At 31.3% G+C, this 17,759-nt stretch carries 18 protein-coding genes; 10 read left to right on the top strand and 8 right to left on the bottom strand.

Annotation, left to right across the window (positions count from 1 at the left end; translation table 11 throughout):
- Window positions 1-521: 521 nt before the first annotated feature.
- The gene (locus C8N27_RS11110) at window positions 522-1,238 is read right to left on the bottom strand and encodes an RDD family protein (protein ID WP_121147427.1); all 717 of its coding nucleotides are present in this window, start codon (window positions 1,236-1,238) and stop codon (window positions 522-524) included.
- 119 nt (window positions 1,239-1,357) lie between these two features.
- On the opposite strand from C8N27_RS11110, the gene C8N27_RS11105 reads away from it, so the two are divergent.
- From C8N27_RS11105 to C8N27_RS11080, 6 genes are read left to right on the top strand one after another with little or no spacing between them, the layout of a single operon-like run.
- Window positions 1,358-2,323: a stage II sporulation protein M gene (locus C8N27_RS11105; protein WP_121147426.1), complete on the top strand. Its 966-nt coding sequence runs from the start codon at window positions 1,358-1,360 to the stop codon at window positions 2,321-2,323.
- Window positions 2,316-3,167: a hypothetical protein gene (locus tag C8N27_RS11100; protein ID WP_121147425.1), complete on the top strand. Its 852-nt coding sequence runs from the start codon at window positions 2,316-2,318 to the stop codon at window positions 3,165-3,167. Before C8N27_RS11105 ends, C8N27_RS11100 begins: the two co-directional genes overlap by 8 nt.
- A 4-nt stretch (window positions 3,168-3,171) precedes the next feature.
- Window positions 3,172-3,906 carry a DUF4129 domain-containing protein gene (locus C8N27_RS11095; protein ID WP_121147424.1) on the top strand — a complete coding sequence of 245 codons (735 nt, stop codon included), beginning with the start codon at window positions 3,172-3,174 and terminating at the stop codon, window positions 3,904-3,906.
- A 1-nt stretch (window position 3,907) separates the two neighbouring features.
- Window positions 3,908-5,149 (top strand): DUF4350 domain-containing protein, encoded by a 1,242-nt coding sequence (locus C8N27_RS11090; RefSeq protein ID WP_121147423.1) that lies wholly within the window; start codon window positions 3,908-3,910, stop codon window positions 5,147-5,149.
- 1 nt (window position 5,150) lies between these two features.
- A complete protein-coding gene (locus C8N27_RS11085) occupies window positions 5,151-6,155 on the top strand; it encodes an AAA family ATPase (protein WP_099216073.1) in 1,005 nt (334 codons plus the stop codon).
- A 2-nt stretch (window positions 6,156-6,157) separates the two neighbouring features.
- On the top strand, window positions 6,158-7,489 hold the full coding sequence (locus tag C8N27_RS11080; RefSeq protein WP_121147579.1) for a DUF58 domain-containing protein: 1,332 nt from the start codon (window positions 6,158-6,160) through the stop codon (window positions 7,487-7,489).
- A 49-nt stretch (window positions 7,490-7,538) separates the two neighbouring features.
- Here the strand turns inward: C8N27_RS11080 and C8N27_RS11075 are convergent, their stop codons facing one another.
- The 3 genes from C8N27_RS11075 to C8N27_RS11065 are packed head-to-tail and all read right to left on the bottom strand — an operon-like array spanning window position 7,539 to window position 8,503.
- The gene (locus C8N27_RS11075; protein WP_028892547.1) at window positions 7,539-7,865 is read right to left on the bottom strand and encodes a CCC motif membrane protein; all 327 of its coding nucleotides are present in this window, start codon (window positions 7,863-7,865) and stop codon (window positions 7,539-7,541) included.
- Window positions 7,866-7,879: 14 nt separating this feature from the next.
- Window positions 7,880-8,173 carry a DUF2752 domain-containing protein gene (locus C8N27_RS11070; protein ID WP_237270938.1) on the bottom strand — a complete coding sequence of 98 codons (294 nt, stop codon included), beginning with the start codon at window positions 8,171-8,173 and terminating at the stop codon, window positions 7,880-7,882.
- A gap of 6 nt (window positions 8,174-8,179) precedes the next feature.
- Window positions 8,180-8,503 (bottom strand): YbaB/EbfC family nucleoid-associated protein, encoded by a 324-nt coding sequence (locus tag C8N27_RS11065; protein WP_121147422.1) that lies wholly within the window; start codon window positions 8,501-8,503, stop codon window positions 8,180-8,182.
- A 139-nt stretch (window positions 8,504-8,642) separates the two neighbouring features.
- Between C8N27_RS11065 and C8N27_RS11060 the strand changes: the two genes are divergently transcribed.
- The gene (locus tag C8N27_RS11060) at window positions 8,643-10,739 is read left to right on the top strand and encodes a S9 family peptidase (RefSeq protein WP_121147577.1); all 2,097 of its coding nucleotides are present in this window, start codon (window positions 8,643-8,645) and stop codon (window positions 10,737-10,739) included.
- Between the two features lie 114 nt (window positions 10,740-10,853).
- Window positions 10,854-11,849, top strand: a complete 996-nt coding sequence (locus tag C8N27_RS11055) for a cysteate synthase (RefSeq protein WP_121147421.1) — start codon at window positions 10,854-10,856, stop codon at window positions 11,847-11,849.
- Window positions 11,850-11,983: 134 nt separating this feature from the next.
- Here the strand turns inward: C8N27_RS11055 and C8N27_RS11050 are convergent, their stop codons facing one another.
- Window positions 11,984-12,913, bottom strand: a complete 930-nt coding sequence (locus tag C8N27_RS11050; RefSeq protein ID WP_121147576.1) for a DsbA family protein — start codon at window positions 12,911-12,913, stop codon at window positions 11,984-11,986.
- Window positions 12,914-13,139: 226 nt separating this feature from the next.
- On the opposite strand from C8N27_RS11050, the gene C8N27_RS11045 reads away from it, so the two are divergent.
- Window positions 13,140-13,499, top strand: a complete 360-nt coding sequence (locus tag C8N27_RS11045) for a winged helix-turn-helix transcriptional regulator (protein ID WP_244174747.1) — start codon at window positions 13,140-13,142, stop codon at window positions 13,497-13,499.
- 134 nt (window positions 13,500-13,633) lie between these two features.
- On the opposite strand, the gene C8N27_RS11040 is transcribed toward C8N27_RS11045, so the two are convergent.
- The 3 genes from C8N27_RS11040 to C8N27_RS11030 form a co-directional block, all read right to left on the bottom strand.
- Entirely contained in the window at window positions 13,634-14,650 is a 1,017-nt protein-coding gene (locus C8N27_RS11040) for a DUF4405 domain-containing protein (protein ID WP_121147419.1), read from the bottom strand.
- Between the two features lie 88 nt (window positions 14,651-14,738).
- Window positions 14,739-15,062: a winged helix-turn-helix transcriptional regulator gene (locus C8N27_RS11035; RefSeq protein WP_121147418.1), complete on the bottom strand. Its 324-nt coding sequence runs from the start codon at window positions 15,060-15,062 to the stop codon at window positions 14,739-14,741.
- Between the two features lie 60 nt (window positions 15,063-15,122).
- Window positions 15,123-16,292 carry an exo-beta-N-acetylmuramidase NamZ family protein gene (locus tag C8N27_RS11030; RefSeq protein WP_244174746.1) on the bottom strand — a complete coding sequence of 390 codons (1,170 nt, stop codon included), beginning with the start codon at window positions 16,290-16,292 and terminating at the stop codon, window positions 15,123-15,125.
- A gap of 223 nt (window positions 16,293-16,515) precedes the next feature.
- On the opposite strand from C8N27_RS11030, the gene C8N27_RS11025 reads away from it, so the two are divergent.
- Window positions 16,516-17,751 (top strand): ABC transporter permease, encoded by a 1,236-nt coding sequence (locus tag C8N27_RS11025; protein WP_121147416.1) that lies wholly within the window; start codon window positions 16,516-16,518, stop codon window positions 17,749-17,751.
- Window positions 17,752-17,759: the final 8 nt, after the last annotated feature.

Raw genomic sequence — 17,759 nt, 5'->3', positions numbered from 1 at the left:
AATAAAATTAAAAATAGAAATAATGCTTGAAATCCAGCTAAAGGAACTGTTTTTTGAGTTAGTTTAGGTTTTAAGGTTAAAAACAAAATGAGAGAAAAAAATAACGATATGGAAAATAAAGTCAAAAATGTTACTGTAGGAAAACTAACACTTAGTAAAATGAAAAACAGTATATCTCCCAGCCCCAAAGAATAGAAAAATGATTTTTTAAGTTTTAATTTAGAGTACAGAAAAATTATAACTAATATAGTTGATAAGATTATTAGGTTTATCAAAATATTGAGAAGATAAATGTTTAATAAGGTGTTTTTAAAATAGATTAATGAACCAGCAACTATAGCGGTTAATAAAACAAGTAAAAATACTTGTCTTTCTTTTAAGTCTTGGTAAAAAATTATTAATAGTAAACTAAGAAGAATATAAATCAATTTTTATGTCAAAGATATAATAATTAAGTTTTTATAAGATGAATGAAAGTATAACTTCACAAAAAATACTCCCATAGATTAATTTGATTAGGTTTACTGCCTTGCGTAATAATGATAATCTTTAATCACAGTATCTATAAATTGAGCAGGTTTTTGCTCGGTGGTAATTCCTGTTAACTCAATAATTTTTGTATGTAGTTTTAAAATTACTTTATGATTTCTTTTCTTCATGGCATCTCTATATACCCTTGTAATGGTATGAATATCGTTGTCTGTTAACAAAGTAACTTGCGAGTAAGTAGGGGTGTAGTTATCGACTACATCGCTTGCAATAGTATCTTTTAAAGTAATTCTTTTCTTTTCAGATATTACAGTAGTTCCTGCAGCAATATCTCCTAAACGTTGCCCTTTTCCGTTTAATAAAATGGTAAGAACTGCAACAGAACCACTAGCTAAGGTGAAATCAACAAAACGTAGCAACCATCTAATTAAATAACTTCCAAAAGTAGGTTTAGAACCATCTAACTTAACCACTCTTATTTGGTTGAAGTATTTACCCGGTGTTTGTCCGTTCATTAAAACTTCAAAAAGCAAACTATAAAAGAATACAGGAAGCCCTAATAAAACAAACAGACTCATATATTCCATACTCATGGGTATATCTAACATACCTATTATAATCGCAATTATAATGTAGTACCCAACAATAAATAAGGCATCGATTAAATAAGAACCGATACGAGTGGTAACGTGTGCTACATTTTGACTAATAGCAATGTTTTGAGCTGTTTCTATTTGAAAATTATCCATGAACTAGTTTTTCGCTTTTTTTTGTTGATATTTATGCAACTTTTTTTAGTTTAGCGAAGATAAAAATATTCTATGATTAGAGAAACTTCTCAACAAACATGCTTTAATTTTTTAAATACATGAGAGAAGCTGCTTTTGTAAATAAAAATAAAGAAAAGTGGCAGCTTTTTGAAGATGCGCTGTATAACAAAAAAGTTATTTCACCAGATAAATTATCTGATTTATATGTGGAGTTGACTGATGATTTAAGTTACGCCAAAACCTTTTATCCGAACGGAAATACGGTGATATACTTAAACTCGATAGCTTCTGCGGCTCATCAAAAAATTTATAAAACTAAAAAAGAAAGCAAAAACAGGTTTGTTAGTTTTTTTAAAACGGAATTTCCTTTGATGTTTTATAGCTACCAAAAACAATTATTGATTGCGTTTTTAGTATTTGCTTTTTTCTCAATTTGTGGAGCTTTTTCAGCTGCAACTGATATTGATTTTGTCCGCCTTATTTTAGGAGATGGTTATGTAAACATGACCTTGGAAAATATTGAAAACGGAGACCCAATGGCTGTTTATAAAAAGGCTAATGAAGTGGATATGTTTATTGGTATTACCATCAATAATATACGAGTTGCAATGTATGCCTTCGTTTTAGGAATGCTTTTTTCGGTTGGAACCTTATATATTATGATGCAAAACGGAATAATGTTAGGTTCGTTTTTGTATTTCTTTTATGATAAAGGATTGTTCTGGGAATCGTCAAGAACCATTTGGATTCACGGAACTATAGAAATATCAGTAATTGTTATTGCAGGCTGTGCAGGTTTGGTACTAGGTAATGGGTTGCTGTTTCCTAAAACCTATTCAAGATTAGAATCGTTTAAAAGAAGTATGAAAGACGGATTAAAAATAATGGTAAGTACCATTCCTTTTTTTATTGTAGCAGGATTTTTAGAAGGTTTTGTAACCCGTCACACAGAAATGCCCGATTGGTTAGCAATTTTAATTATTGTTACCTCATTAGCATTAATCATATTTTATTACGTCATTTACCCAGTTAAAGTTTATAAAAATCAACAAACCCATGCATAAAGAATACGTAGAGTTTAAAAAAGAAAGAGATTTAGGAAATATTATTTCAGATGCTTTTAAGTTTATAAGATTAGAAGGAAAACAGTTCTTTTTAACCATTTTAAAAGTAGCAGCAATACCTATTGTTATAGCAGTAGCTTCTATGATTTATTACATGATGTCAATGTCTTCGTTAATTAGCCAAGAAACAAGTGCAGTTGTTGGAATGATGGGGTCAGTGTTTATTATGATGATAGCTTATTTAGTAGCTATCGTTTACATAAACTTAGCAGGTATGTATTATATTAAATCATACATAGATAATAAGGGAGTAGTTAGGCAAGAAGACGTTGTAATCAACACAAAAGCTAAGTTTTGGTCGTTTACAGGGTTTGGTATTTTAGCAGGTTTAATATTATTTGCCAGTGCAATGTTATGTGTATTACCAATGTTTTATACTTGGCCAGCATTATCTTTAGGTGCTTCAATTTTAGTATTTGAAAATGAAACAGCTTCTGGAGCAGTAGGGAAATGTTTCAACTTTATAAGTGGATATTTTTGGGAAACTTTTGGGGTGATTTTTGTAGTATCTATTTTAGTAAGTGTTCTAGGGTATGTATTTCAAATACCAGCAACCATATACCAATTAATAAGTATAGGAATAGGTTCAGGAAGTGATGATCCAGCGCAAGTTTTTGGATTTTTTGGAGATCCTATTTACTTGATTTTAAATGTTATTTCAATAGCAGGTCAGCTAATGTTTTATTCAATTACTTTAATAACCAACGTACTTTTATATTTTGATATTAATGAAAGAAAGAACCTTACAGGAACTATTGAAAGAATTGATAGTATAGGACAGTAATCTTTTGAAGCAGTTTCTTTTTTACATAACGTTTTTTATTTGCTCAATCACTGTTTTTTCTCAGGAAGAAAAAAGAGAGGTTCAGTATGATGATACTATTATTGAACAAAAAAAGTTTGATACTCAAAAAATAGAAGAGTACAAGCAAAAAGATGAATTTATATACATCGTAGAAAAAAGAGAACCTACTATTTTAGAAAAGATATGGGACTGGGTAAAACGAACCATCATAAAAATTCTCTCTTATATTTTTGATGATATTACTCCAGCAGTAGGATTTTTACGCGTTGTTTTAAAAGCGTTACCATATGTAATTGCAGGATTAGTGTTGTACTTTATTATTAAATTCTTTTTAAAAGTAAATGCACGTAATATTATTGATGGTAAAAAAAACAAACCTATTGTACACTTATCAGAAGAGGAGGAGTTGATTAAAGATAAAGATTTACCAAAGTTAATTCAGAAAGCAATTTCAGAAGGGAACTATCAGTTAGCAATACGTTATTACTATTTACTATTGCTAAAAAACCTGTCTGATAAAGATTTTATCTCTTGGCAACAAGAAAAAACGAATGAAGATTATATAAAAGAACTATCGTCAAAAAAGCAATTGCATAGCGATTTTAAAAAGTTAACTTACTTGTATGATTATGTGTGGTATGGTGAGTTTTCAATAGATAAAGAAAAATTCTTACAAGCGGAAAGTAATTTTAAAAACACGCTAGCTAAAATATACTAATTTGGATAAGAAACTAAAAATATACATTGGTTTGTTGGTGCTTATAGTACTCGGTATTTTTTATGTCGAGTCTGTAAAGCCTAAAGAAATCAATTGGTATCCAAGTTATGCAGCAAAACATAAAATTCCGTATGGTACATATGTACTGCATAAAGAAATGTCAAGTTTATTTCCAAAAAGTGAAGTAAAAGATGTCTATCAAAATCCGTACATATATTTAAAAGACGATAAGAATAATGGAACGTACTTTTTTGTTGATAATAAAGTAAATTTTGACAAAGATGAGTTGAATCAGCTTTTAGAGTTTACAGATAGAGGGAATGATGTATTTATAGCAACAAATGGAATACATTTAGATACATTGCAGATTCAAACAAGTTATTTAACTACTTCGGCATTTGAAGAAAAAGCATATCAAAAAATGAGTAATCCTATATTTGGTGGTAAAGAGTATCATTTTGATAGAGATTTTTCAAAGCTGTACTTTTCTGAAGTAGATACTCTTAATACAACTGTTTTAGGTGAGTTGGTAGTAAGGAATGAAAATGATTCTATCATCAGTAAAAAGCCAAACTTTATCAAAGTAAAGTATGGAGAGGGAAACTTTTATTTGCACACCTTTCCGCAAGCATTTACCAATTACAATATGTTGTTAGATAGCAATTATGAATATGTAGCTAATGTGTTATCGTACTTAAATAATCAGCAAAAAAATGAAACGGGGGCTGGGGGAGGCTCTAATAGTAGAAGTGCCATTTTATGGGATACCTACTATAAAACAGGAAAAAGTAGAATAACCTCACCTATGCATTATATTCTGTCAACCAAATCGTTAAAATGGGCATATTATATAGGATTGATAGGGGTGTTGTTCTTTATTATTTTTAAAGGAAAACGTAATCAACGCTTAATTCCTGTAATTACCCCATTAAAAAATCAAACATTGGCTTTTACACGTACTATAGCCAATATGTATTATGAAAAATCAGATCATAAAAATATAGCTGAACATAAAATCAACTATTTTTTGGAGTATATCAGAATCAAATATAGATTATCAACTTTAAAAATAGATGAGCGTTTTTATAAAAACCTTGCTAACAGAAGTGGTAATTCAGAAGAAAAAGTAGTTGCTTTATTCAAAAAGGTACAGCAAATACAATCAAAATCAAGTATAACCGAAGAAGATTTGGTAGCGTTGAATAAAGCTATTGAAGATTTTAAAGCATATAAAAAAGAGTAGGATGAATACAGAAAATAATCCAGCAGAAGTAACAAACGAACTATTTTCAAGCAGAGTAGACTTGTCGAAATTAAAAGAAGCTGTTATTAAAATAAAAGAACAGTTAGGAAAAGTAATTGTAGGGCAAGAAGAGTTTATGGAATTACTGTTGGTTTCTTTACTAGCAGATGGACATGTGCTGATTGAAGGTGTGCCAGGAGTTGCTAAAACAGTAACAGCAAAACTATTAGCAAAAACCATTGCAACTGATTTTAGCCGAATTCAATTTACGCCAGATTTAATGCCTTCAGATGTGTTAGGAACTTCGGTACTAAATATGAAAACATCTGATTTTGAATTTAAAAAAGGACCTATTTTCTCAAATATTGTATTGATTGATGAGATTAACAGAGCGCCTGCAAAAACACAAGCAGCGTTGTTTGAGGTGATGGAAGAAAAACAAATTACGATGGATGGTGAGCGTTATGTTATGAATCCACCATTTATGGTATTGGCAACCCAAAACCCAATAGAGCAAGAGGGAACTTATGCTTTACCAGAAGCCCAATTAGACCGTTTCTTGTTTAAAATAAATGTTGGATATCCTAACTTAGAAGAAGAAATACAAATAATCACTGCTCATAACGATCGTAAAGGAGCACTACCACAAACTAAAGTGGAAGCAGTATTAACTGAGTCTGAATTATTAGAGTACAGAAACAAGGTTTTTGAGGTGTTGGTAGAAGAAAAGATTATCAAATATATAGCGCAACTCATTTCTAACACGCGTAACAATGCACATTTGTATTTAGGAGGTTCGCCAAGAGCAAGTATTGCAGTATTGATGGCATCTAAAGCGTTTGCGGCAATTAACGGACGTGATTTTGTAATTCCAGAAGATGTAAAAAAGAGTATTTATCCAGTATTACGTCATAGAATTATGTTAACTCCTGAACGCGAAATGGAAGGAATGACTGCCGATAAGGTTATTGAAATGATTGTACAATCTGTAGAAGTTCCAAGATAGTGATACAATTCTTTAAATCGTTATACGTACACAATCGCTTTTTTATCTATATAAGCGTAATTTCGGCATTGTTTTTATTGTCGTTTTGGCTTCCTGCGTTGTATGCAGCAACATGGATGTTAGTATGGTTATTTGTGATAGTGATGTGCATTGATGTACTTATTTTATATCGATTTAAAAACGGATTTTCAGCGAAAAGAATTGCATCAGAAAAGCTGTCGAACTCTGATGATAATGAAATAGCAATTACACTTGAAAATAATTATCCGTTTCAAGTTTTTATTTCGTTGATTGATGAATTGCCAGCACAATTTCAAAAAAGAGATTTTGAACATGGAATGTCTTTGAAACCTGGAGAGAAGTCCACTTATACATACAATGTAAGGCCTGTTGAAAGAGGAGAGTACAAATTTGGAAAAGTAAATGTATTCGTGTCTTCTTTTTTACAAATGTTTTCTAAACGTTATTTGTTTTCTGCGGAAGAAAGTGTGAAAGTATATCCGTCGTATATACAAATGAAGAAGTATGAGTTTTTGGCTATGAACAATAACTTAACGGAGTTTGGCATGAAGAAAATACGACGAATAGGGCATACCATGGAGTTTGAGCAGATAAAAAACTATATTCCTGGTGACGATGTACGTACCATAAACTGGAAAGCTACGGCTAAAAGAGCAGAGTTAATGGTGAATCAATATCAAGATGAAAAATCGCAACCTATTTACTCTATAATAGACTTAGGACGCGTAATGAAAATGCCTTTTGAAGGATTAAAGTTACTAGACTATGCAATTAACTCAACGTTAGCTTTTTCAAACATAGCTTTATTAAAAAATGATAAAGCAGGAATGCTTACCTTTTCCAAAAAGGTTGAAAAGATAGTAGCAGCAAGTAATAAGAAAACTAATTTATCGGTCATCAACGAAGAGTTGTATAATATAACTACCGACTTTTCAGATGCTAATTTTGCATTGTTGTATGCAAACATTAAACGAAAAATAAATCAACGTAGTTTGTTGATTTTATATACTAATTTTGAACATATATCGGCGTTAAAAAGGCAATTACCCTATTTAAAAGCGATAGCTAAGAAGCACCTATTGGTAACAGTTTTCTTTGAAAACACTGAATTAGATACTTTAGTCACTGAAAATGCAGAAGACTTGCAAAGTGTATATCACAAAACGATTGCAGAGAAATATGCTTACGAAAAACGTTTGATGATAAAAGAACTAGAGAAAAATGCTGTACATGCTATTTTAACCAAGCCGCAACATTTATCCGTAAATGTAATTAATAAATACCTTGAGTTTAAAGCTAAAGGAATGATATAAAAAAAAGCGACCGTTTTGGTCGCTCTTTTATTTTTTTATTGATGTAGAATTATTGTAGTTCTTGTAATCTTTCTTGTAATAATTCTGGATTTCCTAATGCATCCATTCCTATCATTGAAATAATCCAAACAATGTAAGCTATAAAAATAACATTTAATATAATACCAACAATACCAAGTATTTTCCCAGTATTGGCATTTTTTACTCCCTCATACATATCAGGGTTTTCGTTATTCAATTTAATAGCTTTGTTACCTAAAACTAAAGCAATAATTCCTAAAGGTAGCCCAATAACTCCATAACAACAGCAAGTTACAATAGAGCATATACCTAAAACTAATGCAGTAGTTGAATTTGGTAGTTTTTGTTTTTCCATAGTTTTTCTAAAGTTTAAATTAATTGATTCATTTTTATAACATAACTACTCACAATGATAATTATATTAATAATAGCCAATATACTGATTATTTTTTGAGCATATTTTACTTTATAGAAGAAGTTAATACTAACAGCAATAGCTAACAGCAGTAAAGTATATATAGCAGGATACATTTTAAAAGCAGCTATAAACTCTCCATGGAAAACTAAACTTAAAGCACGTTGGATACCACAACCTAAACAATCAACTCCAAAGAATTTTTTGTTTAAGCAGGGTAACATATAATCTTCTAATTGTAAAGGCATAAGTTATTATTTGAACATATCCATTCCAGGAATATTTGGCATTCCGCTTTTAGCAGCAACAGCCAATTCTTGTTCGTTAATTTCACCAGCACGTTTTAATGCTTTGTTTAGCGCTAAGATTAAATAGTCTTCTAATTCTTCTTTGTCTTCTAACAAAGATTCATCTACTGTAATAGCTTTAACTTCACGATTAGCAGTTACTGTAACTTTTACGTTTCCTCCAGCAATTGTTTCATCAATTAAAACAGTATCTAATCGCTTTTTTGTCTCTTCTACTTTTTGTTGGGCTTCTTGTAATTTACCCATCATTCCAGAAATATCTCCAAACATTGTTGTACAGTTTTTATGATTTGTTTAACAACAAAAATAGTATTTTCACAGGAAATATAAACCAACTTAAAAAATGAAAAAAATAATGCTACCGGCTTTGTTTTTTAGTCTTATTTTTGGTTCTTGCAAAAAACAAGAAATGAATAAAGATATCAAAGCCCCAGTTGCTGAAAAGCAACCGACTAAGTTAGAGAAACATGGAGATGTTCGTACCGATGATTACTTTTGGATGCGTTTAACCGATGAGCAAAAGAATGCTAAAGTTAAAGATGAACAAACCCAAAAAGTATACGATTATTTAAATGCAGAAAATGCTTATTATGAAGAAATGACGAAAGAAACCAAAGAGTTTCAAGAAGAGTTATTTCAAGAAATGAAAGGGCGTATTAAAGAGGATGATGAGTCAGTACCATATAAAAAGGATGGATACTTTTACATTACTCGTTATGAAAAAGGACAGCAATACCCAATTTATAGTCGTAAAAAAGAAACCTTAGAGGCTGAAGAGGAGATCATGTTTAATGTGAATAAAGAAGCAAAAGGATATGATTATTTTCAGTTAGGAGGGTTAAATGTTTCACCAGATAACAAAATGGTGGCTTTTGCAACAGATACGGTAAGTCGTAGACAATATTTTATCAGAATTAAAAACTTAGAAACTGGTAAAATTTACAAAGATATTATTGAGAATACCACTGGAGGTTCGGTTTGGGCTAATGATAATAAAATATTGTTTTATGCTAAAAAAGACCCTGTAACCTTACGTTCTTCAAAGATTTACAAACACACTTTAGGTTCAGATGCATCTTTAGATGAATTAGTATATGAGGAAAAAGATGATACTTTTGGAGCTTTTGTTACCAAATCAAAATCAAAAAAGTATATCATAATTGGTTCTTACAGTACAGTTTCAACTGAGTACCATGTATTAGATGCTAATAATCCTGATGGAGAATTACAAATAATTCAACCTCGTGAGCGTGATTTAGAATATGAAGTAGCACACTACGGAGATCATTTTTACATTAAAACCAATAAGGATGGAGCAACCAACTTTAAGTTGATGAAAACTCCTGTAGATAAGCCAGGAAAAGAGAATTGGGTAGATGTAATTCCACATAGAGAAGATACGTTATTTGAAGACTTCTCAATTTTTAAAGATTATTTAGTTTTAGAAGAAAGAAATGAAGGATTAAATAAGATCCGTATCAAACGATGGGATGGAGGAGAAGACTATTATTTGCCTTTTGATGAAGAAACTTACTCAGCAGGAGTATATGGAAATCCAGAATTTGATACTGAGGTAATCCGTTATTCATATAACTCAATGACAACTCCAAGCTCTGTGATTGATTTCAATATGAAAGACAGATCAAAAGAGGTTAAAAAAGAACAAGAAGTTTTAGGAGGAAAGTTTGATAAAAACAATTATGTAAGTAAGCGTATTTGGGTGCCTGCTCGTGATGGTAAAAAAGTAGCGTTATCAATCGTACACCATAAAGATACTAAGCTTGATAAAAATACGCCAATTTTACAATATGCGTACGGTTCTTACGGATATACAATTAATGACGGATTTTCAACAACACGTTTAAGTTTATTAGATCGTGGATTTGTATATGCATTAGCGCATATTAGAGGAAGCCAGTATTTAGGACGTGAATGGTACGAAGATGGTAAAATGTTGAATAAGAAAAATACATTTACCGATTTCATTGACTGTTCTAAGTATTTAATTGATCAAGGATATACATCTCCAGAACATTTGTATGCAATGGGAGGTTCTGCTGGAGGACTACTAATGGGAGCTATCATTAATATGAATCCAGAGTTATATAATGGAATAATTGCTGCGGTACCATTTGTAGATGTAATTTCTACGATGTTAGATGACAGTATTCCATTAACAACAGGTGAGTATGATGAGTGGGGTAATCCTAATAATAAAGAATATTACGATTATATTAAGTCATATTCTCCATACGATCAAGTAGAAGCAAAAGCATATCCAAATATGTTGGTAACTACAGGTTTACATGATAGTCAAGTACAGTACTGGGAGCCAGCGAAATGGGTTGCGAAGTTACGTGAGTTAAAAACTGATAACAATATGTTATTCTTACATACTAATATGGAAACAGGCCATGGAGGAGCTTCAGGAAGGTTCGATGCATTAAAAGAAACTGCAGAAGAATATACGTTCTTTTTAATGTTAGAAGGTAAGTTAAAAAAATAATTATATTTTTGCGCTCGATTGAGTGTAAGTGTCATTGCGAAAGCAACGAACAATCTCAACAGATTTTTCGTGTCTAATTTTCGTAATGACACTTTTTCTTATTTAAAGACTATAATGAAGAGACATCAAGGTATAACCAATTCAATAATAGATTTAGTAGGTCAAACCCCCATGATTCAACTGCATAGAATTACCCAAGATTTACCGGGTACATATTATGCAAAAGTTGAAGCTTTTAATCCGGGGCACTCTGCTAAAGATAGAATTGCGTTACATATCATAGAAACGGCAGAACAAAAAGGAATAGTAAAAGAAGGAGATATTATTGTAGAAACAACCTCTGGTAACACAGGGTTTTCATTAGCAATGATAAGTATCGTAAAAGGTTATCGTTGTATTTTAGCAGTAAGCGATAAGTCTTCTCAAGATAAAATAGATATGCTAAAATCGATGGGGGCAGAAGTGCATGTATGTCCTGCAAATGTTACTCCAGACGATCCTCGTTCTTATTACGAAGTAGCTAAACGATTGCATAGAGAAAATCCAGGATCTATTTATATCAATCAGTATTTTAATGAGTTGAATATTGAAGCACATTACAAGAGTACAGGACCAGAAATTTGGGAACAAACAGAAGGAAAAGTAACACATGTAGTCGCAGCAAGTGGAACAGGAGGTACAATTTCTGGAACTGCACGATATTTAAAAGAACAGAATCCAGATATTCAAATTTTAGGAGTAGACGCTATGGGGTCTGTAATTAAAAAATATCACGAAACTGGTGAGTTTGATGCAAATGAAATCAGTCCGTATAAAATAGAAGGATTAGGAAAGAACTTAATACCTACTTCTACAGATTTTGATGTGGTAGACGTTTACGAAAAAGTATCAGATAAAGAAGCTGCTTTAAAGGCCAGAGAGTTAGTAAAAGCAGAAGGAATTTTCGCAGGGTATACTTCAGGAGCAGCTTTACAAGCTACGCAACAATACGCCGATAATGGATTTTTTGATGAAAATAGTGTAGTAGTAGTAATTTTACCAGATCATGGTTCTCGTTATATGAATAAGATTTATTCTAATAACTGGATGAAAGAGCAAGGTTTTTTATAAGCCTTGTATGATAAAACTATAAAATTTCGCTTTTGTTTTTATACATAAGCAATAGCGGAATTAATGATGTAGTTTAAAATAAAACACCATTCATCTGGGGGGCGGTTGCTATTGCTTATGTTTAGTGCTAGGAGTTATATTTTTTTAACCTCCCACATAGCACCATTTTTAGTAGCAATTTTTTCTAAATATCCCTTTTTCATGAGGTCATTTAATAATAGTTCACTTTGTATTCTAGGAATCCCAGATAATTCTGAATACTCTCTAACAGTAAGTGAATTGTATTTAGCGAATAAAGTTTTCCAGTCCTTAGCATATTCACTTTTAGAAATTGTAGGTTGAATTTTTAAAATAGCCATTTCGTAGAAAGCATACGCTTTAGAACCGTATACGATTTCTTGGTTACCAGAATTATCTTCAAAATACATTGTAGGAAAACCTCTTACTCTATAAGCTCTCGCTAATTTTAAATCTTCTTCAAATAATAGTTTAGCTTTTCCTTCATAATCAGTTTTTAATGAATCAACATCAAGCCCCACATTTTTAGCAGCAGTAGCCATGTGCTCCCATTTAGCAATGTTTTTCTTTTTTAAGAATACCATTTCTCGCAGTTCCCTTAAAAACAAAATAGCTTTGTCTTTACCTTGTAACTGAGCAGCTTTAAAAGCAATTGAAGGAGGATAAGAAGAATCTAAAGGATCTTCTAACCATACATCACCATCAATAGGTATATCGTAATAAACGCTAACTTCGTCCCAATGATGAGCAACGTCTGAAGGTTTGCTTATTCCTCCACTGTTATAACTCCAATCAGGTAATAAACCTCCCATTCTATAATCAATTTCAAGATTTTGCCCATATTCAAGTTTTAATTTTCTTAATTGAGGCTCTATAGCCCAACAAGAAGAACAGATAGGGTCGGTAAAGTAAACCACCTTTATCTTGTTTTCGTTAGGTTGATCTTTTTTTATAGTAGCATTTTCGGTACTATCATTTGCTACTTCACACATTCCTGTTTGTGGATCGCATAAAAGCGGATTTGCGTTCGATGTTTGTTCTTTCATGTTGTTTGTTTTTGATTGTCCTTTGCAAGCTGCAAGATTCAACAAGGCAATAAATACTATTAGTACATTAATATTTTTAACCATGTTCTTATTTGTTTTACAATTGTTTTATAAAACAAAACTATGATAGATAACTAGTATATTTGGCATGAGTTTCCTAAAGGAAAGTACTTTCCTCTAGGAAACTACCTTAGTGTTTAAACAATAAATTATAGAGTTTACATCAGTGAAAAAATCAGTAATTAACAACACACCTATTTGTCAGGTTAGAATGCAAGCAATAAGTGATGCAATGAGTGTATTATCTGGAAAATGGAAGTTCCATATTTTAGGAACGCTGATAGAAGGCAATAAACTAGGGTTTATGGACTTGTTGAGAGAAATAGATGGAATTGGATCGAAAATGCTATCGAAAGAATTGCAAGATTTAGAAATGAATCGCTTGGTTAACAGAACGGTTAAAAATACCAAACCCATCACTGTTGAATATACTATTACCGAACATGGCAAAACACTAGCTCCTTTAATTGATACATTGGCAAATTGGGGAATTGAATACCGACGATCGGTGTGTAAGGATAAGTGATATAAAGTTTATTTAAATAATTGGATGAAAGAGAAAGGGGTAGTTTATTGGTGACTGATTTTAGTTGGTGTTATGTTTATGCTCTTTTAGTAATTTTTTAAACCTTTGTATTATGTGGTCTTAAACTTTGCTGATTATTCTAACGTCAAGATAATTCTTTCAGCAATGTTTTTAGCAGTGGTTATATTTGATACATCTGTATAAAGCTTTGCATCTTTTCCTGAATGATGTCCGTGACCAATTAAATTCATTATTTGATGAGTTGTTTTTTCGGTAATTTCAGTAGCATAAATTAAAGATGGTTGCCCTACTTGCCCAGATCCAGAATATATTTTATCGTCAGGAAATTTGTTTTTAGTATAATATTCGTTCCAATCATAAGATTGATTAATCTCTATTAAAACTTTGTAATTTGAAAGACGATTTAAATCACTTTTAGATTTGATGATAAAATTTCCTGTTGGAGTAGCTCCAGAAACCGCATCTAAATCAGGAGAACCATTTAAAGGAATAAAAAGGCCATCAGATTCTATGACCCCTCTTTTATGAGACCAATAAGGCAAAGCTTCAGGGCGTCTGAGTTTTGCTGGTTGCCAAGTGTCATTAACTTTTTTTCCATAATCAAAAGTGCTTGATGAGATTACCCTAGATATGTAAAGGGTTTCAATATAGTTTCCTATGGAATCTTCGACCCAAACTGCAAATAAAGGATATTGAAAAGCGTTCCCTTTTTTTAGTTCGATACTTATTTTGTGATTTCCTATGGTTTTATCCAATTCTATAATTTGATAATCAAAAGTCTCTTCTGTTTTTCCAAGTTGCTCATTTCTGAGTTGATTTCCCCAGTTATATACGGTATTAAACAAAGGGTTTTCAAAATAAATTAAAGAGCAAATAAGAGTGAAAAATATGAGTATAAATGGAGCTTGTAGTTTTTTCAGGTTAGAAACTCTCTTTCCAATTATATAGTTTTTTAAGGGTAATTTATTGTTAACTATATGAAGCACCATTGCTAAAATAAATAGCAAAGCAAAGAAAGTATGTAGAGATGCAACCCTCTTTTCAAAAGGAGTGAAATATAGTAGTAATCCTGTTCCTGAAAGGATAATAAGTGTGATGATAAGTATGTTGCCTAAGGTTCTTCTGTCCATAATAAAAATAAGTTTGACGACAAAAGTATTAGTTAGGTAGTATGAGGACAATAAGGGGCAAATTTGCCCCTTATTTTTTTAGAAAAATTTATACTTTTTTTCCGAATTCGTCTAAACTTTTTAATACAGAGATTAAATCTATTCCTCTAGAAGTTAAAGAGTAAACAACTTTTTTAGGGTAAACATTAAAGTCTGTCTTTTTAATAATTCCATCATCAACCAACTCTTTTAGTATTTTTGTTAAACTTCTTTTTGAAGCTTCAGGGTTATACTTTTCTAAATCTGTTAATCTACAATCACCTCTATTAAGTTCACAAAGAACTGCAATTTTCCATTTTCCAGAGATAATGTTAAGAGTCTTTTCCATAGGACAATCTTCCTTTAATGGAGTTTTTCGAGTATATATTCCCATCTTTGTTTTTAGAATTACTATCTATGTGCCAATAATACTGAAAGGAGTATTAAATTAGTGTTATTCATAAATTAAATACTGCTCACGTATTTTTTTAAAATCATTTAAACCTTGTTGCCAGCTTGCTTTAATTTCTTTTTCTGAAAGCCCTTGTTCAATTTGTTGTTGTAGCTTTTTAGTACCTGCTAATTTGATGAAAAAAGAATTGAAAAAATCTTTTTTAGGAGATTGTTGATAAGCTTTTAATAACCAGCTAAGGTTTAAGTTAGCTAAACGTTCTGAAGCGCTTAAATCTTCCCCAAAGCACATCTTTTCTTTATGTTTTGGATGTTTTGCTCCTTCATTGGACTGTGGTGTAAAATTAAAGTCAGATTTTTTTAAAAAAGGTGAACCATACACTTGAAACTGTTTGTCGGTTCCTCTTCCAGCAGATACGTTAGTTCCTTCAAAAAAACACAGACTAGGGTATAAGTTTATCGAAACATCATTTGGTAAGTTAGGAGATGGTTTTACAGGTAAGCTATATGTTGACTGATGTGTGTAATTTTCTAACGGAATAATAGTTAAATCACATTTTAAGTTGTTAGCTAACCATTGTTCACCATTAATCATTTGTCCGTATTCCCCAATCGTCATTCCATATACGATAGGAACAGGATGCATACCTACAAAACTTTTGTGTTCAGGTTCTAAAATAGGTCCGTCAATATAATGTCCGTTAGGATTAGGTCTATCTAATAAAATCACAGGAATATTTGCCTCGGCACAGGCTTCCATTACGTAGTGTAAAGTAGAAATATAGGTGTAAAAACGCGCGCCCACATCTTGAATATCAAAAACTACAACATCAATTCCTTTGAGTTGCTCAGGAGAAGGTTTTTTATTTTTTCCGTACAACGAAATAATCGGTATGCCTGTTTTTATATCTTTTCCATCAGCAATCGCTTCACCAGCATCCGCTTTTCCTCTAAAGCCATGTTCAGGAGCAAAAACTTTTTGTACGTTAATCTCTTCGTAGTTATGGAGGTAATCTACCAAATGATGTGTTACTTGTTTAGATCCCATAATATTGGGTGAAACTTCAGCTCGTTGTAATACTTGTAAAACGGAAGTTTGATTTGCAACAATGGCTATATTTTTATTTTTTAAAAGAGGAAGGTATAGGTTAGTTCTATCAGCACCCGTTTTAATTGTTTTTGGTTTTTCTTGTATTGTTACTTCTTTGGTCATTGATTTTTGTTGTTGTTGTGCACAAGAAGAAAATTGAAAACTGAATACTAAAAAAAGTAAAAAAACGTAATTAAAAGAAAGCTTCATCTATAAAAAATTAAAACATAAAGGTACAGATTTCTATTTTTTAAGAATAATAAAAGTTAAAGAATTAAAACCTAGGTATTCTTCTCTTTCTTTACATAAGAATTAATTACTTTTGGTTTTGTAAAAAAGAAAACATTTGAACTTCGAACTATTCATAGCAAAACGAATCATTGCTGGAAAACAGTATAAAAGCAGTATTTCATCACCTATCATAACCATTGCTACCATTGCCATTGCTCTTGGGGTAGCTATTATGTTGATAGCGGTATCAATTACCTCAGGATTTCAGAAGAAAGTACGTGATAAAATGACGGGTTTTAAAGGGCATATTCAAATTGTAAATTATGATAATAATAATTCAGATGTTTCCACAGTTCCTATTGATATTAACCAAGAGTTTTATCCAGAATTTAAAAATATTGATGGCATAAAAAAAGTACAACCTTTTGCCAATGTAGGAGGAATTATAAGAACTCCAACCGATTTTGAAGGAATTATTTTTAAAGGTGTTACTGCTGATTATGATTTTACTTTTTTTAACGAATGTTTAATAGAAGGTCGTTTACCAGATTTTTCGCAAGATAGAAATAGAGAAATTCTAATTTCAGAATCCATAGCAAACCGATTGCATTTTAAAGTTAACGATACAATTCAAACTTGGTTTGGAGCCGAAAATAGTAGTTTGAAGTTTAAGTCTAGAAAGCCAGTTATTGTAGGAATATATAATACAGGTTTTGAACAGTTTGATAAGATTATGTTGTTGGGTGATTTAAGAGAAGTTCAAAAAATTAATCGCTGGAAAGATAATGAGATAGGAGGTTTTGAAGTATTGATTGATGATTATGATAAGCTAAAAGAAAAAGGAGATGAAGTATATACAAGTATTGGTGCAACCCTAAATAGTATTACAATTGTAAGTAATTATCCTGCTATTTTTGAGTGGTTAAAATTACTAGATAATAACGTATGGTTTATCATAGGAATAATGGTGTTAGTTGCAGGTATAAATATGGTAACAGCACTGTTAGTGCTTATTTTAGAACGTGTACAAATGGTCGGGATTTTAAAAGCATTAGGAAGTGTAAATTGGAGTATTCGAAAAATATTTTTATACAACGCTTCTTACTTAATTTTAAAAGGATTGTTCTGGGGAAATCTTATTGGGCTTAGCATTCTTTTAATTCAGAAATATACGAAGCTAATAAGTCTAGATCCTGAAACTTATTATGTATCAACAATGCCTGTAGATATTAATTTCTTAGCAATTTTATTGTTGAATATAGGTACGTTAGCATTGTGTTTTTTAATGCTAATTGTTCCTTCATACATCATCACAAAAATCCGCCCTTCAAAATCCATTCGATTTGCTTAGTTTTGCAT

Origin of the sequence: Tenacibaculum discolor, from assembly GCF_003664185.1 — a bacterium.
GTDB classification, from domain to species: Bacteria; Bacteroidota; Bacteroidia; order Flavobacteriales; family Flavobacteriaceae; genus Polaribacter; species Polaribacter discolor.
This window is presented reverse-complemented; position numbering and strand designations above follow the sequence as displayed.

What these genes read in the sequence shown, in the direction of transcription:
- C8N27_RS11105 (WP_121147426.1), top strand. Translation starts at nt 1,358, where the DNA reads ATGAGAGAAGCTGCTTTTGTAAATAAAAATAAAGAAAAGTGGCAGCTT.
- C8N27_RS11065 (WP_121147422.1), bottom strand. Translation starts at nt 8,503, where the DNA reads ATGTTTGGAGATATTTCTGGAATGATGGGTAAATTACAAGAAGCCCAA.
- C8N27_RS11100 (WP_121147425.1), top strand. Translation starts at nt 2,316, where the DNA reads ATGCATAAAGAATACGTAGAGTTTAAAAAAGAAAGAGATTTAGGAAAT.
- C8N27_RS11085 (WP_099216073.1), top strand. Translation starts at nt 5,151, where the DNA reads ATGAATACAGAAAATAATCCAGCAGAAGTAACAAACGAACTATTTTCA.
- C8N27_RS11030 (WP_244174746.1), bottom strand. Translation starts at nt 16,292, where the DNA reads ATGACCAAAGAAGTAACAATACAAGAAAAACCAAAAACAATTAAAACG.
- C8N27_RS11040 (WP_121147419.1), bottom strand. Translation starts at nt 14,650, where the DNA reads ATGGACAGAAGAACCTTAGGCAACATACTTATCATCACACTTATTATC.
- C8N27_RS11110 (WP_121147427.1), bottom strand. Translation starts at nt 1,238, where the DNA reads ATGGATAATTTTCAAATAGAAACAGCTCAAAACATTGCTATTAGTCAA.
- C8N27_RS11060 (WP_121147577.1), top strand. Translation starts at nt 8,643, where the DNA reads ATGAATAAAGATATCAAAGCCCCAGTTGCTGAAAAGCAACCGACTAAG.
- C8N27_RS11070 (WP_237270938.1), bottom strand. Translation starts at nt 8,173, where the DNA reads ATGCCTTTACAATTAGAAGATTATATGTTACCCTGCTTAAACAAAAAA.
- C8N27_RS11035 (WP_121147418.1), bottom strand. Translation starts at nt 15,062, where the DNA reads ATGGGAATATATACTCGAAAAACTCCATTAAAGGAAGATTGTCCTATG.
- C8N27_RS11055 (WP_121147421.1), top strand. Translation starts at nt 10,854, where the DNA reads ATGAAGAGACATCAAGGTATAACCAATTCAATAATAGATTTAGTAGGT.
- C8N27_RS11075 (WP_028892547.1), bottom strand. Translation starts at nt 7,865, where the DNA reads ATGGAAAAACAAAAACTACCAAATTCAACTACTGCATTAGTTTTAGGT.
- C8N27_RS11050 (WP_121147576.1), bottom strand. Translation starts at nt 12,913, where the DNA reads ATGAAAGAACAAACATCGAACGCAAATCCGCTTTTATGCGATCCACAA.